The 18,796-nt window shown below is 74.3% G+C and carries 17 protein-coding genes and 1 tRNA gene; 11 read left to right on the forward strand and 7 right to left on the reverse strand.

Annotated features, from left to right (window positions below; genetic code table 11):
* Nucleotides 1-100 precede the first annotated feature (100 nt).
* On the reverse strand, nucleotides 101-2,653 hold the full coding sequence (gene pepN / locus ACI793_RS07825; protein WP_456605812.1) for an aminopeptidase N: 2,553 nt from the start codon (nucleotides 2,651-2,653) through the stop codon (nucleotides 101-103).
* 167 nt (nucleotides 2,654-2,820) lie between these two features.
* Between pepN and ACI793_RS07830 the strand changes: the two genes are divergently transcribed.
* Entirely contained in the window at nucleotides 2,821-3,483 is a 663-nt protein-coding gene (locus ACI793_RS07830) for a mycothiol-dependent nitroreductase Rv2466c family protein (RefSeq protein WP_456605813.1), read from the forward strand.
* A 124-nt stretch (nucleotides 3,484-3,607) separates the two neighbouring features.
* Nucleotides 3,608-4,369 carry an SDR family oxidoreductase gene (locus ACI793_RS07835; RefSeq protein ID WP_456605814.1) on the forward strand — a complete coding sequence of 254 codons (762 nt, stop codon included), beginning with the start codon at nucleotides 3,608-3,610 and terminating at the stop codon, nucleotides 4,367-4,369.
* Nucleotides 4,370-4,372: 3 nt separating this feature from the next.
* On the opposite strand, the gene ACI793_RS07840 is transcribed toward ACI793_RS07835, so the two are convergent.
* A complete protein-coding gene (locus ACI793_RS07840; RefSeq protein ID WP_456605815.1) occupies nucleotides 4,373-5,047 on the reverse strand; it encodes a DUF429 domain-containing protein in 675 nt (224 codons plus the stop codon).
* Nucleotides 5,048-5,073: 26 nt separating this feature from the next.
* Between ACI793_RS07840 and ACI793_RS07845 the strand changes: the two genes are divergently transcribed.
* Complete coding sequence (locus ACI793_RS07845) at nucleotides 5,074-5,568, forward strand: ribose-5-phosphate isomerase (protein WP_456605816.1); 495 nt, start codon at nucleotides 5,074-5,076, stop codon at nucleotides 5,566-5,568.
* Nucleotide 5,569: 1 nt separating this feature from the next.
* On the opposite strand, the gene ACI793_RS07850 is transcribed toward ACI793_RS07845, so the two are convergent.
* Nucleotides 5,570-6,814 carry a GNAT family N-acetyltransferase gene (locus ACI793_RS07850; RefSeq protein ID WP_456605817.1) on the reverse strand — a complete coding sequence of 415 codons (1,245 nt, stop codon included), beginning with the start codon at nucleotides 6,812-6,814 and terminating at the stop codon, nucleotides 5,570-5,572.
* Between the two features lie 76 nt (nucleotides 6,815-6,890).
* Between ACI793_RS07850 and ACI793_RS07855 the strand changes: the two genes are divergently transcribed.
* The 4 genes from ACI793_RS07855 (at nucleotide 6,891) to ACI793_RS07870 (ending at nucleotide 11,268) form a co-directional block, all read left to right on the forward strand.
* Nucleotides 6,891-7,307 carry a hypothetical protein gene (locus ACI793_RS07855; protein ID WP_456605818.1) on the forward strand — a complete coding sequence of 139 codons (417 nt, stop codon included), beginning with the start codon at nucleotides 6,891-6,893 and terminating at the stop codon, nucleotides 7,305-7,307.
* A gap of 100 nt (nucleotides 7,308-7,407) precedes the next feature.
* Entirely contained in the window at nucleotides 7,408-9,126 is a 1,719-nt protein-coding gene (locus ACI793_RS07860) for a hypothetical protein (protein ID WP_456605819.1), read from the forward strand.
* 96 nt (nucleotides 9,127-9,222) lie between these two features.
* The gene (locus ACI793_RS07865; RefSeq protein ID WP_456605820.1) at nucleotides 9,223-10,206 is read left to right on the forward strand and encodes a sigma-70 family RNA polymerase sigma factor; all 984 of its coding nucleotides are present in this window, start codon (nucleotides 9,223-9,225) and stop codon (nucleotides 10,204-10,206) included.
* A gap of 117 nt (nucleotides 10,207-10,323) precedes the next feature.
* Nucleotides 10,324-11,268 (forward strand): YihY/virulence factor BrkB family protein, encoded by a 945-nt coding sequence (locus ACI793_RS07870; protein WP_456605821.1) that lies wholly within the window; start codon nucleotides 10,324-10,326, stop codon nucleotides 11,266-11,268.
* A 122-nt stretch (nucleotides 11,269-11,390) separates the two neighbouring features.
* Here ACI793_RS07870 and ACI793_RS07875 read toward each other — a convergent pair whose 3' ends face one another.
* The 4 genes from ACI793_RS07875 to ACI793_RS07890 all read right to left on the reverse strand — a co-directional run bounded on the left by ACI793_RS07875 (nucleotide 11,391) and on the right by ACI793_RS07890 (nucleotide 14,529).
* Nucleotides 11,391-12,875 (reverse strand): phosphatase PAP2 family protein, encoded by a 1,485-nt coding sequence (locus ACI793_RS07875; RefSeq protein WP_456605822.1) that lies wholly within the window; start codon nucleotides 12,873-12,875, stop codon nucleotides 11,391-11,393.
* Nucleotides 12,876-12,883: 8 nt separating this feature from the next.
* The gene (locus ACI793_RS07880; RefSeq protein WP_456605823.1) at nucleotides 12,884-13,441 is read right to left on the reverse strand and encodes a hypothetical protein; all 558 of its coding nucleotides are present in this window, start codon (nucleotides 13,439-13,441) and stop codon (nucleotides 12,884-12,886) included.
* A 237-nt stretch (nucleotides 13,442-13,678) separates the two neighbouring features.
* Nucleotides 13,679-14,395 carry a spermine/spermidine synthase domain-containing protein gene (locus tag ACI793_RS07885; RefSeq protein ID WP_456605824.1) on the reverse strand — a complete coding sequence of 239 codons (717 nt, stop codon included), beginning with the start codon at nucleotides 14,393-14,395 and terminating at the stop codon, nucleotides 13,679-13,681.
* 60 nt (nucleotides 14,396-14,455) lie between these two features.
* A tRNA-Gly gene (locus ACI793_RS07890) sits at nucleotides 14,456-14,529 on the reverse strand.
* A gap of 153 nt (nucleotides 14,530-14,682) precedes the next feature.
* Here ACI793_RS07890 and ACI793_RS07895 point away from each other — a divergent pair.
* The 4 genes from ACI793_RS07895 to ACI793_RS07910 all read left to right on the forward strand — a co-directional run bounded on the left by ACI793_RS07895 (nucleotide 14,683) and on the right by ACI793_RS07910 (nucleotide 18,703).
* Nucleotides 14,683-15,813 carry a sensor histidine kinase gene (locus ACI793_RS07895; RefSeq protein WP_456605825.1) on the forward strand — a complete coding sequence of 377 codons (1,131 nt, stop codon included), beginning with the start codon at nucleotides 14,683-14,685 and terminating at the stop codon, nucleotides 15,811-15,813.
* Nucleotides 15,810-16,472 carry a response regulator gene (locus ACI793_RS07900; protein WP_456605826.1) on the forward strand — a complete coding sequence of 221 codons (663 nt, stop codon included), beginning with the start codon at nucleotides 15,810-15,812 and terminating at the stop codon, nucleotides 16,470-16,472. Before ACI793_RS07895 ends, ACI793_RS07900 begins: the two co-directional genes overlap by 4 nt.
* Nucleotides 16,473-16,553: 81 nt before the next feature.
* On the forward strand, nucleotides 16,554-17,243 hold the full coding sequence (locus ACI793_RS07905; RefSeq protein ID WP_456605827.1) for a DUF2306 domain-containing protein: 690 nt from the start codon (nucleotides 16,554-16,556) through the stop codon (nucleotides 17,241-17,243).
* On the forward strand, nucleotides 17,240-18,703 hold the full coding sequence (locus tag ACI793_RS07910; protein ID WP_456605828.1) for an amidase: 1,464 nt from the start codon (nucleotides 17,240-17,242) through the stop codon (nucleotides 18,701-18,703). The genes ACI793_RS07905 and ACI793_RS07910 overlap by 4 nt, the downstream gene beginning before the upstream one ends.
* The last annotated feature ends 93 nt before the right edge of the window (nucleotides 18,704-18,796 follow it).

The raw sequence follows: 18,796 nt of genomic DNA on the forward strand, positions 1-18,796 counted from the left end.
ATCGGGGAGCCTCCGGCCCCCGCGACCGCCCCACGAACACCGCATACGAACGAGGCCCCGCCTCCCCGATCGGGGAGGCGGGGCCTTCGTCGTCGGCGCCTCAGAGGCCGGCTTCGGCGTCCCGCTCGCGGGCCCGCAGCGCCCGCGCGATGCCGTCCCGGCCCTCGAACACCAGCCGCCGCAGGGCCGCGGGCTGGGTGGCGTCGGACAGCCAGGCATCGGCGGCGGCGATGGTGCGCGGCTCCACCACGGAGGGGAAGAGGTACTGGACGGCGTTCTTGGCGATCTCGCCCGGACGGCGGTCCCAGATCGACCGGATGTCGGCGAAGTACCGGTCCACGTACTCGGCGGTCAGCTCGCGCTGGGCCGGGTGCCAGAACCCCGCGACGATCGCCTCGTGCACCGCGTTGGGCACCTCGTCGTCGTGGAAGGACTGCCGCCAGGTCTCGGCCTTGGACTCGGCCGTCGGCCGCAGCGCCCGCGCGGTGGCCGCGCGGCGGATGCCGGTCGCGGTGGCGTCACGGGCGGCCTCCGCCTCGATCTCGGCGTCGCCCGCGGCACCCAGGGCGACCAGCCCGTGCAGGAAGGACCACCGCGCGTCGGTGTCGACGACGAGCCCCTCGGGGACGCGCGAGCCGTCCAGCAGACCGCGGAGGGCCGCGACGTGCTCGTCGGTCCGGGCGGCGCTGGCCAGCGTGCGCGACCACATCAGCTGCTGGTCGCTGCCCGCCGGCGCCGACTCCAGCGCGGCCAGCGCGGAGTCACCCAGCCGCGCCCAGCCGGTGGGCGCCCACGCCGGGTCGGCGAAGCTGTTCAGCGCCGTCTGCACCCGGGCCAGCAGTGACTGGACGACGCTGATCTCGGTCTCGGCGCCCACCCCGGCCAGCACCAGCTCGACCCAGTCGCGGGCCGGGAGCTCGGCGTCGCGGGTCATGTCCCACGCCGCCGACCAGCACAGCGCCCGGGCGAGCGGATCGGTCATCGCCGCGATGCGGGCGCGCAGCGTGGCCAGCGAGCCCTCGTCGAGCCGCAGCTTGGCGTAGGTCAGGTCGTCGTCGTTCACCAGGACCAGGTCCGCGGCGGGGTGGCCCGCCAGGTCCGGGACCTCGGTGCGTGCGCCGGCCACGTCGAGCTCCACCCGGTGCGTCCGGGTCAGCCCGTCGGGGCCTTCGCTGTAGAGCCCCACGGCGAGGCGGTGGTTGCGCAGCACCGGGTGCTCGGCGACCGCGGTCTGCTCGATGGCGAAGCTGCCGTAGCGACCGTCGTCGGTGAGGTCGAAGACCGGGCGCAGCGTGTTGACCTGGCTGGTGCGCAGCCACTGGTCGGCCCACTCCGACAGGTCGCGGCCCGAGCTCTCCGACAGGGGACCGAGCAGGTCGGCGAGCGTGGTGTTGCCGTACTCGTGACGCCGGAAGTAGCGCCGCACCCCGGCGAGGAACTCGTCCCGTCCGACGTAGGCCACCAGCTGCTTGAGCACCGAGGCGCCCTTGGCGTAGGTGATGCCGTCGAAGTTCACCTCGACCGCGGCGACGTCGGGGATGTCCGCGGCGATCGGGTGCGTCGAGGGCAGCTGGTCCTGCGCGTAGGCCCAGGCCTTCTCGGTGTTGGCGAACGTCGTCCACGCCGTCGTGTACTCGGTGGCCTCGGCCTGGCACAGGGTGCTGATGTAGGTCGCGAAGGACTCGTTGAGCCAGAGGTCGTCCCACCAGCGCATGGTCACGAGGTCGCCGAACCACATGTGGCCCAGCTCGTGCAGGATCGTCTCGGCCCGGCGCTCGTAGCGGGCCCGGCTCACCTTGGAGCGGAAGACGTAGTCCTCCAGGAAGGTCACCGCACCGGCGTTCTCCATGGCGCCGGCGTTGAACTCGGGGACGAACAGCTGGTCGTACTTGTCGAACGGGTACGGGTAGTCGAACACCCGGTGGTAGAAGTCGAACCCCTGCTTGGTGACTCGGAACAGCTCGTCGGGGTCGAGGTACTGGGCCAGGCTGGCCCGGCAGTAGAGACCCAGCGGGATGCCGTCGTGGGAGTCGGTCACCTTGGCGTAGGGCCCGGCGACCAGCGCGACCAGGTAGGTCGAGATGCGCTTGGTGGGGGCGAAGTGCACCAGTTGCGAGCCGCCGTTGCCCGCCTCGACGGTCCGGTTCCCGCTGTTGGAGACCACCTGCCAGTCGAAGGGCGCCGTCACGTGCAGGGTGAAGGTGGCCTTGAGGTCGGGCTGGTCGAAGCAGGCGAACATCCGCTTGGCGTCGGCGGGCTCGAACTGCGTGTAGAGGTAGACCTGGCCGTCCTCCGGGTCGAGGAACCGGTGCAGGCCCTCCCCGCTGTTGGAGTAGCGGCAGTCGGCGGTGACGACCAGCGTGTTCTGCTCGGCGAGGTCGGGCAGCGGCAGCCCGACCTCCTCCTTCCAGGTGCTCACGTCCAGGTCGACGCCGTTCAGGGTGGCCGAGCGGAGCCGGTCGGCGACCAGGTCGATGAACGTCGAGGCGCCGGGCTCGCGGCAGCCGAACACGACGGTCGTCGTCGACTCGAAGGTGCGCTCGCCGGGGTGCCCGGCGCCGTCGGTGACGTCGAGGACCAGGTCGTAGCTCTCGACGGTCAGGAGTTCGGCGCGGGCGGAGGCATCGATGCGGGTCAGGTTGGGTGCGGCCACGTCCGGGAGCTTCCCACGCGGGGAGCAGGGCATTCGCGGTCGCGGTAGGACCCCGGGCACACCGCCGTCGTCCCGTCCTGCGGGGGAACAACCGGGCCGCGATCCTCATTGGCACCCGGGGAGAGCCCGGTGACGCCACCCGGGACGCCGACCGCGAGGAGAACCGCATGACCGAGGCAGTGCAGAGCGCCCCCGTGAAGGCCCGTGTCGACTTCTGGTTCGACCCGCTGTGCCCCTGGGCCTGGCTGACCAGCCGCTGGGTGCTCGAGGCCGCCAAGGTGCGGGAGATCGACCTGCACTGGCACGTCATGTCGCTGGCCGTGCTCAACCGCGGCCGCGACCTGCCGGAGGAGTACCAGGAGATGATGAAGAAGGCGATCGGCCCGGTGCGGGTCGCGATCGCCGCCGCCCAGCAGCACGGCGACGAGGTGCTCGGCGACCTCTACACCGCCATGGGCACGCTGCGGCACCACGAGCAGGCGGAGCTCGACGAGCTGATCGCCCCGGCGCTGGAGCGCGCCGGCCTGCCCGCGTCCCTGGCCGAGGCGGCGACCTCCACCGAGTACGACGAGGCGCTCGAGAAGAGCCACCACGAGGGCATGGACCCGGTCGGTGACGACGTCGGCACGCCGGTCATGCACATCGACGGCGTCGCCTTCTTCGGCCCCGTCATCAGCAAGGTGCCCACCGGCGAGGACGCCGGCAAGGCCTTCGACGGTGCCGTCCTGCTGGCGAACCTGCCCGACTTCTGGGAGCTCAAGCGCACCCGCTCCACCGGCCCGGACATGGACAGCGTCCCGTCCGGGACCCTGGAGCTCACCCGCCGCTGAGGCCCCGCGCGCGTCATCTGCGGGGGAGTTGGTGCCCATGGAGCGTCTCCGGCCACCAACTTCCCCGCAGTTGCGTCGTGCGGGAGCCCGCGGCGTCGCGGGCTCGATACGGCATCCTGGTGCGATGCCGCACCCCGTCCGCCAGCGGATCTTCATCTCCGGTGCCAGTGCCGGCCTCGGCGAGGGCATGGCCCGCCGGTTCGCCGCCCAGGGCCGCGACCTGGCGCTGACCGCCCGCCGGCTCGGCCGGCTCGAGGCGCTGCGCGACGAGCTGCTCGCCGCGCACCCCGGCATCCGGGTCACCGTGGCCGCCATGGACGTCGACGACCCGGCGTCGGTGGCCGCGGTGATGCCCCGGCTGGCCGAGGAGTTCGGCGGCTTCGACCGCGTGATCGTGAACGCGGGCATCGGCAAGGGCGGCTCGGTCGGCACCGGCTCCGCCGCGGAGAACCGCGCCGTGCTGATCACCAACGTGCTCGGCTCGCACGCGCAGTGCGAGGCGGCGATGGAGCTGTTCCGCACGCAGGGCGCCGGGCACCTGGTGCTCATCTCGTCGGTCGCCTCGGTCCGCGGGATGCCGGGCACCCGGACGGCCTACGGCGCCAGCAAGGCCGCGCTGAACTCGCTCGCCGAGGGCATCCGCTCCGACGTCCACGGCTCGCAGATCGTCGTCTCCACGATCCTGCCCGGCTACATCGCGACCGACATCAACGAGGGACGGCGCGGGCCGCTGACCGTCGGGCTGGACAAGGGCGTGGACGCGCTGGTCGACGTCATCGAGCGGGAGCCGGTGCGCGGCTACGTGCCCGAGTGGCCGTGGCGCCCGGTCGCCGCGCTGCTGCGGGTGCTCCCGCTGTCGATCCTCCGCCGCGTCACCGGCTCCTGAGCGTCACCAGCAGATGCGCATCGGGCGGCCGCGGCTGTCGGTCGCGCCGTCGCCGACGCACTCGCCGCGGCCCTCGTGGATGCGCGCAGCCGACCACGCCGCGGCGCAGGCGTCCAGCGCGTCCACCATCGGCACGAGCGGTGGCGCGTTCGTCAGTGCCTCCTCGACGTCCATCACGCCGGACAGCGCCCCGAGCCGCTGCATCGTGCCGCGAGCGGTGACCTTCGGATCGGTGACCGCATGCCCGGACAGCTCCCGGAACGCCAGCTCCGGATGTACCTCCACGACCCGCTCGGACGGCGGGTCACCCAGTGCGTCGTCCAGCTGCCTGATCGCCTTGACCAGCTGGAACGCCTGGGCGGACGGTGCGCGAGGGGGACTGGTGTGGGCGCGGGAGACCGCCCGCGCCTCGGCGTAGTCGGTCGCGTTCAGCACCGCCCTCACCGGCGTCTGGAACACCGAGCTGCCGGCCGGTCCGAGGAGCTTCCTGGCGGCCACGTCGCAGGCACGCAACCCGTCGTCCGAGAGCCCGATCGGCATGTCGATGGCGATCAGCTCCACGTCCGGGACGGCGAGGACGGTTTCCATGTCGTCCAGGGCCAGCAGTTCCACCGTGCGGCCGGTCAGCTGGGCGCCCACCCAGCGGCCCCGCCAGCCATCCACCCCCAGAACCGCCACCCGGGCAGCCTGTCAAACTTCTCGCCATGCGCGTCTTCGTCGGTACCGACCACGCCGGCCTCGAGTTCAAGGAGCACCTCAAGCAGGCGCTCACCGAGGCCGGCCACGAGCCCGTCGACTGCGGGGCGTTCGAGTACGACGCCCAGGACGACTACCCGCCCTTCTGCCTCGAGGTGGGGGAGCGGACCGTGACCGAGCCGGGGTCGCTCGGCGTCGTCATCGGCGGCTCGGGCAACGGCGAGCAGATCGCCGCCAACAAGGTGCCCGGCGTCCGCGCCGCCCTGGTCTGGAACACCGCGACCGCGCAGCTGGCCCGTCAGCACAACGACGCCAACGTCGTCTCCGTCGGCGCACGGCAGCACAGCGTCGAGGAGGCCACCGAGCTGGTGCTGGAGTTCCTGCGCACCGACTTCAGCGGCGACGAGCGGCACGTCCGGCGGATCGGCCTGATCAGCGACTACGAGCGCGACCGGCACCGCCCGGCCGGCGGCCAGCCGACCGGGCCCCAGCAGCACCCCTGAGTCAGAACTCGTCCGGGCACCACGGCGTGACCGGCCAGCCGAACGCCGTCGAGGCCTGGACGACCGCACCCGGGCTCACCTCGAGCACCCGTCCGGCGCCCTGGAGCGTGGCGAGGGAGACCCCGCCCAGGTAGGCCGCGGACAGCTCCTCGATGCCCAGGACGATGTCCGGGTCCCGGTCCGTGCGGTCGCAGAAGCCGCCGGCCGGATGGCCCCACAGGTGCCAGCGCCCGGTGTTCTCCGGGCAGAACTCGTCGCGCACCTCGAACACCATGTCCAGGGGCGCGGGGTACCGGCGGGCGGACAGCGCCCGGCCGACGTCCACGATGCGCACCCAGAGGGCGTCGACCGGGTGGGCGTGCAGCGCGCGGGGGTCGACCACCAGGTGTCGCAGCGGGTCGTCCTCGGAGGCCGTCGACGCCTGGACGGTGCGCACGAGGTCGACCGACAGCAGGTACCGCCACAGCGCGGCGTACGCCGCCGGCGTCGCGGCCCGCACCTCGCCGACCGAGAGCTTGCCCTCGGGCTCGATGCTCTCGCTCCACTCGGACTTGCGCCGGTAGGTCGCGTAGCCGGTCGGCGTGCCGTCGGCCTCGGTGTGCACGAGCCAGTGCTGGGCCGACCAGCCCCGGCGCTCGTCGGGCTCGTCCATCATGAACCGGCCCCACCAGGCCTCGTCGCGGGCCAGGTTGCCGGGCACCCAGCGCCGCAGTTGGTCGTGCAGGCCGACGGCGGCGGTGCGGAACTCGGCGGGGTCGACCGGCCGGACCGCCCCGGTGCCGACGGGGACGTCGGGACGCAGACGCAGCCGTTCGGTGCGGCCGGTCCACCCGCCGCGCCGGGTGGCCGGCGCGTAGCCGAACCGGCCGTAGATCGACGCCTCGGCGGCCCACAGGGCGGCGACCGGCTCGCGCTCGGCGGCCCGGAGGTCGTCGAGCTGGCGGCGCATGATGGCGGTGAGGACGCCGCGCCGCCGGTGGGTCGGGGCGACGGTGATCCAGGTGACCCCGGCGCAGGGGACGACGGCGCCGGGCACGGTGAGCTGGCGGCTGTAGAGCCCCGCCGTCGCCACCACGCGGTCGCCCTCCCACAGGGCGAGGGACCGGTCGAGCTCGGCCCACGGCGACGGGGTGTCGACGTACCGCCCGCTGGGCTCGTCACCGAAGACGTCGTACATCGCGCGGATGAAGCGCGGCCACTCCTCCGCGGTGATCGGGCGGAGCTGGGCGGCGAGGTCGTCGGGCACGGCACGTGTCTACCGGGCGGGCGAGTCGGGGCGCCAACGGGTTGTCGAGCCGCCATCCGGTGCCCAGGATGCCCGGATGGACGACGAGCGGCCGATCGGCTGGTGGGTCAAGCGACTGGACACCCTGCTCGAGGAGGCGCTCGACTCTGTCGTCGCCGGGGAGGGGCTGACCCGCCGGCACTGGCAGGTGCTGCACTCGCTCGCCGGCGGCACGGACCGTGAGGCCGACGTCGTCGCCGCCCTGGCGGACTTCCCCGATGATGCGGGCGCGATCCTCGCCGACCTGGCCGCGCGGGGCTGGGTGGACCGGACCGTCGCCGGCTCCCTGCACCTGAGCGCCGAGGGCGCCGCCGCGCACGACCGCGTCTCGCGAGCGGTCGGCCGGGTGCGCCGGCACACCGCCGACGGCCTCTCGCGCCAGGAGTACGAGCGGACCGTGCTGGTCCTCACCCGCATGGTGGAGAACGTGGAGCGGGCGCTGGGCCGGGGCTGAGCGGACCGACGCCGTCCGCTCGGTGGCCTTAGGCTCGGATGGTGCGCCGGCGTCGCCGCACGGACTCCCGCGGCGTCGCACACCGGACTGAAGGAGGACCGTGCGGCTTCGTGTGGCAGCCCTGCCCGTAGCGCTCGCGCTGGTCGTGAGCGGTTGCACCGGCTCCGGGAACGACTCGGGACCCGACACCGACGGCGCGGGGTCGCCGTCCTCCCCGGAGGATGACGCGGCCGCCCCGGTCCTGTCGGAGCTCGATGCCGGCCTGACCCTCGTCGCGGACGAGGACCCCGCCGCGCAGGCGGTGAGCACGAGCCGCGCGCTGTTCGAGAGCTCCCCGGTCGCGGTGCTCGCCCGTGCGGACGACCGGGCCGGCATGCTCCTGGCCGCCTCCGCGGCGGTCGGTCTGGGTGTTCCGATGCTGGTCGAGCCCGCTCGCGGCGGGGACGGTGACGTCGCCGAGGAGCTGGAGCGGCTGGGCTCCGACGTCGTGCTGGCCGTGGGCGAGGCCGACGGGCCGGGGTCCGACGAGGACGACGGCCCGGAGGTGCGCGCCGTCCCGGCCGACGCCGACGCGGTGGCCGCCGTGACCGGACTGGACCTCGACGAGGTGGAGACCGTCGGTGCGGACGGCGACGTCGCCGCGGTGGCCGGTCTCGACCCCGAGGCACTCGTCGCCCTGGGTGCCGAGGACGACGGTGCCGAGGACGACGGTGCCGACCCCACCGACGCCGACTCCACCGAGACGGACGACACCGACGTCGACCCGCTGCCGGAGTTCCCGCGCGCCGATCCGCTGGACGGCGCGGTCGTGCTGGCCGGGAGCGACGCCTCACCCGCGGCTGTGGCCACGGCCCGCGCCGCCGGGGCACTCGTGCAACCCACCGACGGGAGCACCGACCCGCGTGCCTCGGCCGGCACGGTCGAGGCGCTCGCGGCCGAGGGCACGGACGCCGTGATCGCGCTCGGCGCCGGGTTCGCCGCGGAGCAGGGCCTGGACTGGAAGGTGGAGACGGCGGCCACGGGCACCCAGCTGCCCGGAGGTGGGCAGCTGCTGTTCCCGGGCCGGATGCTCGTCGCGCTCTACGGCCATCCGGGGACGGGCTCGCTGGGCGTGCTGGGGGAGCAGCCGCTCGAGGCCGCGATCCAGCGGGCGCGCGACCACGCCGCCGCGTACGACCCCTTCGTCGACGTCCCGGTCGTGCCTGCCTTCGAGATCATCGCGACCGTCGCCTCGACGGAGGCGGGTAGGGACGGCGACTACTCCAACGAGGCCGACATCGAGCTGCTGCGGCCGTGGGTCGAGGCCGCGGGTGCCGCGGGCGTGTACGTGGTCATCGACCTCCAGCCCGGCCGCACCGACTTCGTCCGGCAGGCCGAGCTCTACCGGCCGCTGCTCGAGATGCCGCACGTCGGGCTGGCGCTGGACCCGGAGTGGCGGCTGGGCCCGAACGAGGTGCACCTGACCCAGATCGGTTCGGTCGGCGTCGAGGAGGTCAACCGCGTGGTCACCTGGCTCGCCGACCTGACGCGGGAGAACGCACTGCCGCAGAAGCTGCTGGTGCTCCACCAGTTCCGGCTGGACATGCTCCCGGGCCGGGAGTTCCTGGACACCTCCCGGGACGAGCTGGCGATCATGATCCACGCCGACGGCCAGGGCGGTCAGGGGGCCAAGCAGTCGACCTGGAGCACGCTCCGCCAGGGGGCGCCTCCCGTCTACTGGGGGTGGAAGAACTTCTACGACGAGGACCTCCCGATGCTGACCCCCCAGCAGACGGTCGAGCAGGTCGTGCCCCGGCCGGACCTGGTCAGCTACCAGTAGGAGCCCTCCGTCGGGGGACCCGGCGTTCGGCCCTCCCGAACTGTCGGCAGGGTGTGGTGTGCTGGCGCCCACACCGACCGGAGGAGTGGTTCCCTCGTGACCAGCGTGGCCCTCGGCCCGACCGACCAGCTCGACCCGCGGCTCCTCGAGCACCGCCGCGAGCTCACCGGCTACTGCTACCGCATGCTCGGTTCGGCGTTCGACGCCGAGGACGCCGTGCAGGAGACGATGGTCCGTGCCTGGCGTGGGCTGGCCCAGTTCGAAGGTCGCTCCGCCCTGCGGTCCTGGCTGTACCGCATCGCGACCAACGTCTGCCTCGACCAGCTCAACGGCCGGCAGCGGCGGGCCCTGCCGATGGACCTGGCGGGGGACCCGTACCCACCGGTTCCGGCGTCGCTGGCCGGCCGCCGGCCGATGACGGCGTGGATCGAGCCGGTGCTCGACCGCCAGGTGCTCCCGGAGGACGACGACCCCGCCGAGCAGGCGGTGGCCCGCGAGTCGATCCGGCTGGCCTTCGTCGCCGCACTGCAGCACCTCCCCCCGCGGCAGCGGGCGGTGCTGATCCTGCGCGAGGTGCTGCGCTGGAAGGCCGACGAGGTCGCGGCGCTGCTGGACTCGACGGTGGCCTCGGTCAACAGCGCGCTGCAGCGGGCACGTGCCACGCTGGCCGAGCTCGACGGCCGGCCGGCTCCGCGCACGCTCGACGACGACGACCGCGCGCTCCTCGCCCGCTACCTGGACGCGTTCGAGCGCTACGACATCGAGGCCTTCGTGCAGTTGCTGCACGACGACGCCACGCAGCACATGCCCCCTTTCGAGATGTGGCTCCGCGGCGCGGCGGACATCGGTACCTGGATGCAGGGCCCGGGTGCGGAGTGCCGTGGTTCGCGGGTGTTCCTCACGTCGGCGAACGGCACACCGGCGGTCGCGCAGTACCGGCCCCGTGCGGGCGGGGGCCACGAGCCGTGGGGTCTGCACGTGCTGGAGATCGAGGGCGGGCGCGTGGCCCACATCTCCAGCTTCCTCGACCTCGGGACAGGGCTGTTCGTGAAGCTCGGCCTGCCGCCGGGCTTCGATTGAGCCGGTCGTTCCCGGGCATGCAGCAGCCGTGACCCGTAGCCGGTATGCCTCCGCCCGGACGGAGGAGCCGCCGGGTCACCGGGCCGGCGAGTCCGGGCCGCCGACGATGGTGGGAGGGTGACGGCCCCGGTCATCCGGGTGTCCGACGAGGGTGAGCGCACCGCCTCCGATGCCTGGCGGGCGGTGCGCAAAGCGCGGTGGACGTTCTGGCACGAGGCATTCGCCCGCTTCCGCTACGGCGACGGCTTCTCGCACTCCCGTGCGCTCGCACTGCAGTTGAGCCTGGCGTTCATCCCCCTGGTCATCGCGACGGTCGGCCTCAGCGGCGCGCTGGCCACGAGGGAGCTCGGCCAGGTCCTCCGGCTCACGCTCCTCGAGCTGACCCCCGGCGGATCCAACGCGATCATCCGGTCCGCCCTCGAGCGGGACCGGAAAGCACAGCTCGCGCTCTGGTCGGGGCTCGCCTTCGCGCTCGCGACGCTCACCACCGCCATGGGCCAGGTCGAGCGCGGCGCCAACCGCATCTACGGCATCGAGCGGGACCGGCCCAGCGCGCTCAAGTACGGGCGCGCACTGCTCCTGGTGTTCCTCGCCGGTCTGCCCGCCATGGTCGGGTCCGGTGTGCTCCTGGCCGGCGCCGAATTCGGCGAGGCGGTCGAGTCGGTGTACGGCTGGGACGACGACACGGTGATGGCCGTGGCGGGGCCGCTGGGTGCGGGCATGGTGGTGTTCGCGCTCCTGGCGATGCTCCGGCTGGCGCCCCACCGCCGCCAGCCCGGCTGGCTGTGGCTGCTCCTCGGCGCGAGTCTGGCCGCCGCGCTGTGGTTGGCCTTCACCGGCGTGCTGGTGGCCTACGTGCAGCTGTCCGGCTCGTTCGGCCTCGTCTACGGCCCGCTGACGGGGGTCATCGCCCTGCTGCTGTGGACCCAGGTGACCGCCATCGCGATCCTGCTCGGGCTGGCCGTGACGGCTCAGCTGGAAGCCGGGCACCTCGGCATCCAGCACGGCGCCGTCCCCGACCCGGAGGTCGAGGGCCCGGCCGGCGCTCAGGCGTCAGCGTGAGGAGGGACGAACCTGTCACGCCGGGGCAGCACCTCCTGCAGGCCGGACCGCCTCGGCGCGGCTGACGTCGACCGGGTGACGGGGCAGCGCCGTGCCGTCGGCCGAGGCGTTCCGGCTCCCGGTCAGCCGACCCGCTGGACGTCCGCCGGTCGTGCGGGCCGCACATCGGCAGGGGTCTCGCCGTCGGTCCGGGGCAGCATGAGGCGGGCACAGACGAACACCCAGACCCCGCCGAGCACCAGGCCGGCGACGACGTCGGTCGGGTGGTGGGCCGCGACGTAGATCCGGGTCACGCCGATCACGGGGGGCAGGAGCAGCGGCAGCACGAGCACGGCCCGCCGCCACCGGGCGCGGCTGTAGGTCAGCACGACGGCGGCGACGGCGCCGTAGATCGCGGCCGCGGCGGCCGCGTGCCCCGAGGGCCAGCTCGCGCCGGTGGGCAGGCCGGCGGTCAGGTCCGGCACGTCCGGCCGGATCCGGCCGACCGCCACACCGATGACGAAGTAGAGCAGCACCTCGCCGAGGACCGCCACGGCCACGAAGACCACCGGGCGCCAGGACCGGGTGGCCGCGAGCGCCAGCACCGCGAGGTGCAGCGAGACCGCGATGACGGCCTGGGTGCCGGAGAGGGCGCCGATCGCCTTCATCACCGTGGTGAGGCCGTCGCTCCGGAGGTCGACGAACCACCGCACGACGTCGAGGTCCCAGCGGACGAGCCAGGTGCCGGCGGGCGTGCGGTTGAGCAGCAGACCCGCGGCGCTCAGCACCACGAACAGCGCGGCCGCCCAGGCGAGCAGGCGGACGACGGTGGCCCGCCCCTCGGGCAGGACGGGGCCGCTGTCCCGGGCCGGGTGGGCGGCCTCGTGCGGCGGGACGTCCAGCGGGTCGAGGGGCTCGTCGGTGTCCGTGCCCTCCTGGTGCTGCCACACGCGGAACGCGGCGACGGTGACCGCCAGCCAGGCCGCGCCCAGCGCCCAGCCGGCGAGGACGTCGGACACGAAGTGGACGCCCAGCGCCAGCCGGGTGAAGCCGATGGCGACGACGAGCAGCACGGTCCCGGCGATCAGCCACGGACGTGCGCCGCGGCGCACGGAGGGCAGCACCACGAGGAGCAGCACCCCGAAGGTGACCATGCCGGTCAGCGCGTGGCCGCTGGGGAAGCTCGCGTTCGACGGGACGTCCACGACGGGTGCGTCGACCACCGGTCGGGCGCGGTCGACGATCGCCTTCGTGAGGGGCCCCAGCAGCGGGAGACCCAGGCCGGCCGTCGCGGTGAAGGCGGCGAGCCGCCGCTGCCGGCGCACGAGCAGGAACAGCGTCATCAACGAAAAGATCAGGACGGCCGCGAAGGTCCCCGCCAGGTCCGTCACCGCGCTCAGCACCGTCACCGCGAGCGGTGACTGGCTGACCCAGTCGTTCAGGCCCGCGGCGACATCGCCGTCGAGCGCCTCCAGCGGCGCCCAGGAACGCTGCACGAGCAGCCACAGCAGCAGGAAGGGGACGGCACCGGCCACCACGGCGATCCAGCCGAGGACGGCGCGCGTCCCGAACCGGCCGAGCCCCTTCGTGCGTGCGGGGTCGTCGGGTCGTGCGGTGAGGGAAGGCATGCGCCGCATCACTCGTCGGTCGGGTCCTGCGGTGCGTCGAAGACGGGGTCGTCGTCCTCCTGGCTGGAGGCGACGGGAGCCTCCATCGTGACCTCGCCGAGGTCTCCCTCGGCGTCCTCGAAGACGAAGGTGACCTCGATCGACTGCGACGAGCGCAGGGAGGTGCCCAGGTCCTCCAGGACCACCGACGGCGGCCCCTCCGGCTGCAGGTAGGCGTTGTCGTCCTCGGGGATCTCGATGGATCCCGCACTGCCGTCCAGGGGGACCAGGCGCGCGTCGGCGAAGTCGGGCCCCACGACGTCGACCAGTCGGTAGTCCACGCTCGCGGTGTTGGTCAGGGCGGCGTAGAGGGGAACGTCCTCGCCCTCCTCGTACAGGCCGTCCTCGGGGTACTCGAGTTCCAGCGAGGAGATCTTCAGGTCCTCGGTGACCACCTCGTCCGGTGCCGGGGCGCCGCCCACGATCTCGCCCTCGTCGTCCTCGCCGCAGGCGGTCAGGGCCACCGCGGTGAGGAGGGCGGCGGTGGCCGCCCAGCCGCGGGACGCGGGCGTGCGGTGTGCAGGCATGGTCTCTCCGTTCGTCGCGTGCTGGACCGTCTCCGGGCCTACCCCCGGTCCCCTGGGCGCACCTGCCGGCCGCGGAGTGTCGCCGGACTGCAACATCGGGGGGACACCTGCGGCCGTCGGTCCGGAGCCCACCGTCGCCGGTCCGCGGGCGGAGGTCAGAGCTCGAACGAACCGCACGCGAGCTGGGAGCCCGTGCTGTCACCGGTCGTCACGCAGCCATCCGTGAGGTGTCGCGGTTCAGCCGGGGGCGGTGGCCAGGTACACCGTGTTGGTGGCGGGGCGGCCCTGGAGCGGGTTGGGGAAGGTGATCACCTGTGCCTCGACGTCCACGAAGACCGCGGCGAGAGCAGCGAGGTAGTCCGCATCGGGCGGGTCGTTCGACCAGAGCGAGAAGACGCCGCCCGGGCGGAGGCACGCGGCCAGCCGCTGGATGCCGGTGGGACGGTAGAACGGGGCGTTCGCCTCGTCCAGCAGGTCGCCGGGGGAGTGGTCGATGTCCACGATCACGGCGTCGAACCGCCGGCCGGGCGCGGCGGGGTCGAGGGCGGCGTCGGCGGACATCGCGAAGAAGTCCCCCTGCACCAGCCGGCACCGGGGATCCGAGGAGAGGGCGCCACCCAGGGGGAGCAGCCCCTGCTGGTGCCACTCGATGACCGGCTCCAGCAGGTCGACGACGACGAGGTCCCGGACACGGACGTCGTCGAGCACGGCCTGCGCGGTGTAGCCCAGGCCCAGCCCCCCGACGACGACGTCGAGCCGGTCGCCGTCCAGCCGGGCGAGGGCCAGCCGGGCGACCTCGATCTCGGCGACGGTGAACAGGGACGACATGAGGAACTCGTCGCCGAGCTTGACCTCGTACACGTCGGCGCCGGTCGTCGGGTCGCGTCGCCGGCGGAGGCTGACCTCGCCGATGGGGGAGGCGCTCCAGGCCAGCTCCTCGAACCGGACGCTCATGCGGCTCACGCTAGCCCGGGGGCGTCGACGGGCTGCGGCGACGGTGCGGTCTCGTCGGTGTGGAGCGGGTGACCGGGATCGAACCGGCATGGCCAGCTTGGAAGGCTGGGGCTCTACCATTGAGCTACACCCGCGAGGCGGACGCCCGCCGGTCGGGACCGGCGGGAAGATCCGCATCGAGGGTAGCGCCCCGAGGGCATGCCGTTCCCGGGGCCTCGCCGTCCCGGGCCGCGATCTCCTCCTTCCGGCGGATCACGGACGCACTCTGGGCTCGTACGGTGACCGGCGTGGACGCCCTGCTGCGCTCGGTCTGGCACGAGCCGAGGCCGCCGGACCCGCCGGCTCGCGCCCGGTGGGACCGGGTTCGAGTGCTCGTCGGCCTCGCCCCGGTCGCGGCGGTGCTCGAGGGCGTCCTGCGCCCCGACCTGCCGATGCGCTGGCTGCAGGTGGCGGTGGTGAGCGCGCTGGTCCCGCTCCTGCTGTGGCGCCGGGCGCACCCGCTGCTGGTCCTCGTCGGGTGGTTCCTGGGCCTCGACGCGCTCGCTCTCGTCACCGGCGACGACGACGGCCTCTACACGGCCGTCGTCGGCCTGGTGCTGCCCTACGCCGTCGTGCGCTGGGGGTCCGGGCGCGAGGCGCTCGCCGGGCTGGGGTTCCTGCTCGTCAGCGCCATCGGCTCCCTGCTCGTGGGCCCGGCCTCCGCGGGGGACGCCATCGGTGGCTTCACCATCCTCGTGGCCGCCCTGGCCCTCGGTTTGGCGGCCCGTTACCGGGCGGGGGCACGTGCCCGCGAGCTCGACCAGGTCGCGGCCCGGGAGCGGGCGGACCTGGCCCGCGACCTGCACGACACCGTCGCCCACCACGTGTCGGCCATCGCCATCCGCGCTCAGGCGGGCCTGGCCACGGCTGCCGTCCGCCCGGAGGCCGCGGCCGAGGCGCTGCGGCTCATCGAGGCGGAGGCAGCCAGCACGCTCGCCGAGATGCGAGGCATGGTGCGGACGCTCCGCCGCGACGAGGCCGCGCCACTCTCGCCGGCCCCGGGCCTGGCCGAGCTGCGCCGGCTGGCTGACGACGGCGACGGGCTCGTCGTCGCCGTCGACGTCACCGGCGACGCGGACGCCGTCCCGCCCGCGGTCGCGGCCGCGGTCTACCGGCTGGCGCAGGAGTCGGTCACCAACGCCCGACGGCACGCCCGGCGCGCCACCCGGGTCGACGTGCGCGTCGACGTGGACGATGCCCGCGTGCAGCTACGGGTCACCGACGACGGCGAGCGCACGCCCCGCGCCGGCGACACCGGCTTCGGGCTGCGCGGCATGGCCGAGCGCGCGCACCTGCTCGGGGGCACCTTCCGGGCCGGGCCGGGGCCCGACCACGGCTGGACGGTGACCGCCGAGCTGCCCCGCCGGGGGCCCGCGTGACCGTCCGGGTCGTGGTCGCCGATGACCAGGAGATCGTCCGCACCGGCCTACGGATGATCCTCGACGCCCAGCCCGGGATCGAGGTGGTCGGCGAGGCCGCGGACGGTGAGGCGGCCGTGGAGGTGGCTCGCCGGCTGCGCCCCGACGTCTGCCTGCTCGACATCCGCATGCCCGGCACCGACGGGCTCGAGGCCACCCGCCGGCTCGCCGGTCCGGAGGCCGGCGACCCGATCGCCGTCGTCGTCATCACCACCTTCGACCTGGACGAGTACGTCTACGCCGCGCTGCGCGCCGGTGCCCGCGGGTTCCTGCTCAAGGACGCCGGCCCCGAACTGCTCGCCCAGGCCGTGCACGCCGCCGCCCGCGGCGACGCCCTCATCGCACCGACCGTCACCGCCCGCCTGCTGGAGGCCTTCGCCGGCACCGGACCCGGCGTGCCCCCGGCGCAGCCCGCCGTCCCGCTCACCGACCGCGAGGAGGACGTCCTGGCCGCCGTCGCGCGCGGGCGCTCGAACGACGAGGTCGCCCGCGAGCTGCACATCACCCTCAGCACGGTGAAGACCCACGTCGGCAGCCTCATGGCCAAGCTGGGCGTCCGGAACCGGGTGGAGCTGGCGATCTGGGCGTACGAGACCCATCGGGTCGTACCCGGCCGGTGACCCGGCCTCGTACCAAGGGACGAGGTGAGGTCCGGCCTTTCGTCCGATGACCGGCGGCCGCCCCGCCCCGACGATCGCTGCATGACCGCAGCCGTACCGACGACGTCGCCCTCCCGACCGCGGTGGCTGGTGCCCGCGGCACTCGTCGCCCTGGCCCTCGTGCCGCTCCTGGCGGGTGCGGCACGGCTCGTCGAGCTGTCCGGCGGCGCGGCGGCCCTGCCCGAGCCGCCCCGATCCGCCGCCGCGCCGGCGCTCCTGGCCGTGCACATCGTCAGCGCGCTCGTGTTCACGGTGGTCGGGGCGTTCCAGTTCGTGCCCGGTACCCGGGGGCGGCGCCCTCGCTGGCACCGCCGTGCCGGGCGCATCGTCGCACCGGCCGGCCTGGTCGCCGCCCTCAGCGGGCTGTGGCTGACAGTCGTGATCACCGGCGCCGACAGCAGCCTGCTCACGGTGTTCCGTGCGGCTGCCGGGGCCGGGATGGCCGTGTCCATCGCGCTCGGTGTCACCGCCGTCCTCCGCCGGGACATCGCACGCCACCGGGCGTGGATGATCCGTGGCTACGCCCTCGGCCTCGGCGCGGGTACCCAGGTGTTCACCAACGCCTTCTGGCTGGCGGTCTCCGGAGCGCCCGGCCCGACGGCCGAGGCGGTGCTCATGGGCGCCGGCTGGCTGATCAACCTCGCGGTGGCCGAGTGGCTGATCCGCCGCCCCGCGGGTGGGCGCCGTCCGCACGGAGCCGGCTCGACGCCGTTGCTACGGTCCGCGGTGTGACGGAGAGCACGAACCGACCTGGCGACACCACCTGGCTGGACGCCACCGCGCAGGCGGAGCTGGTCCGCACCGGTCAGGCCGGCCCGGCGGAGCTCGTCGAGGCGGCCATCGAGCGGATCGAGCGGGTGAACCCGAAGCTCGACGCCGTCATCCGCGACCGCTTCGACGCCGCCCGCGCGGAGGCGGCCGGCGCCCTGCCGGACGGCCCGTTCCGCGGCGTCCCGATGCTGCTCAAGGACCTCGGCTGCCACGTCGCCGGCGAGGCCACGAACTACGGGACCTCCTACCTGCGCGACGCCGGCGTGACCTGGCCGACCGACAGTCACCTGGCGCGCCAGTTCCGCGCCGCCGGCTTGGTCTCCCTCGGCCGCACCAACGTGCCCGAGTTCGGTACCACCATCACGACCGAACCGGCAGCCCACCGGCCGACGCGCAACCCGTGGAACCCGGCGCACTCCGCCGGCGGCTCCAGCGGCGGATCGGCCGCCGCCGTCGCCGCGGGGCTGGTCCCCGTCGCCCACGCCAGCGACGGCGGGGGATCGATCCGCATCCCGTCGTCCGAGTGCGGGCTGGTCGGGCTCAAGCCCACCCGTGCCCGCGTGAGTCACGGCCCGGACGTGGGGGAGGGCTGGGCCGGCGCCACGACCGACGGCGTGGTCACCCGCACCGTCCGCGACGCCGCGGCCGTCCTCGACGTGATCAGCGCCCCCATGCCCGGTGACCCCTACGTCGCCCCGCCGCTGTCCCGGCCACTCGCGCAGGAGGTCGGCGCCCCGGTCGGCCGGCTGCGGGTCGGCCTCCTGGACACCGAGCCGGGGGAGCCGTCCCCGGACTGCCGCGCCGCTGTCGACCGCACCGGGCACCTGCTCGAGCAGCTCGGTTGCACCGTCGAGCCCGCCACCCCCGACGGCATGTTCGACGAGCAGTTCATGCGCTCTTTCGGCGCCACCATCGCCGCGGACATCGCACTCGCGCTGGCGACCCACGAGCGCCTGCTGGACCGCCCGGTGCGGGACGACGAACTGGAGCCCCGCAACGCGGCCTACCGCGCGATGGGGCAGCGCCTCTCGTCCGCCGACTACCTCGCGGCACGGGCCGTGCTCGGCGCGTGGGCGCGCCGCATGGCCGCGTTCTGGACGCCGGGGGAGCAGGGCGGCCGGGGCTTCGACCTGCTGGTCAGCCCCACGGTGGGCGCGCCGCCTCCGGAGCTGGGCTGGTTCGCCGCGGCGGGCCCGGAGCAGGAGGGGCGCCGGATCGGCGGCTTCATGCCCTACACGGCGCAGTTCAACGTGACCGGCCAGCCCGCGGTCAGCCTGCCTCTGCACTGGACGGCGGACGGCCTTCCCGTCGGCGTCCAGCTCGTCGCCGCCTACGGTCGGGAGGACGTGCTCGTGCGGGTCGCCGCAGCCCTGGAGCAGGCCGCGCCGTGGGCCCACCGCCGTCCGCCCGTCTCGGCCTGAGCCGGGGGACGGCGGCGCGGGCGGCTCGGGCCCTCCCGGCCGGTGCGGCCCGCCGGCCCTGACCCGGCCGCCGGTGTCCTGCGCCCCGCCGTC

Source organism: Blastococcus sp. SYSU DS0617 (assembly GCF_054051075.1).